This window comes from Mesorhizobium sp. M1A.T.Ca.IN.004.03.1.1, assembly GCF_003997555.1.
Classification (GTDB): Bacteria; Pseudomonadota; Alphaproteobacteria; order Rhizobiales; family Rhizobiaceae; genus Mesorhizobium.
In genome coordinates this window covers 1-250 of the sequence record NZ_RZTV01000771.1, presented here as the reverse complement: position 1 = coordinate 250, position 250 = coordinate 1, and the positions used below count along the sequence as shown (strand labels likewise).

Annotated in this window: 1 protein-coding gene; it reads right to left on the bottom strand. The window is 52.8% G+C overall.

Translation table 11 applies throughout. The annotated features are described in order from the left end of the window. Positions 1–250: alpha-amylase family glycosyl hydrolase (locus tag EOD29_RS33740; protein ID WP_245475520.1), on the bottom strand; the 250-nt coding region annotated here is incomplete at both ends.

Genomic DNA, 250 nt, shown 5'->3' with positions numbered 1-250 from the left:
CCAGGCGCCACTGCAGGAATTCGCGAAATTTCCTCAGCATATCGAATTGTTCGACAGGCTTGGTAACGTCGGCGCCTTTTGTCGCGATGATGAAAGGGGCGGCATCCATCCTGAAGCCGGAGACACCGAGCTGGATCCAGAAGCCCATGATCTTGAGGATTTCCGCCTGCACCTCGGGGTTCGATGTATTGAGATCGGGCTGATGATCGTAGAAGCGGTGAAAATAATAAGCCTTTGCCTTGTCGTCATA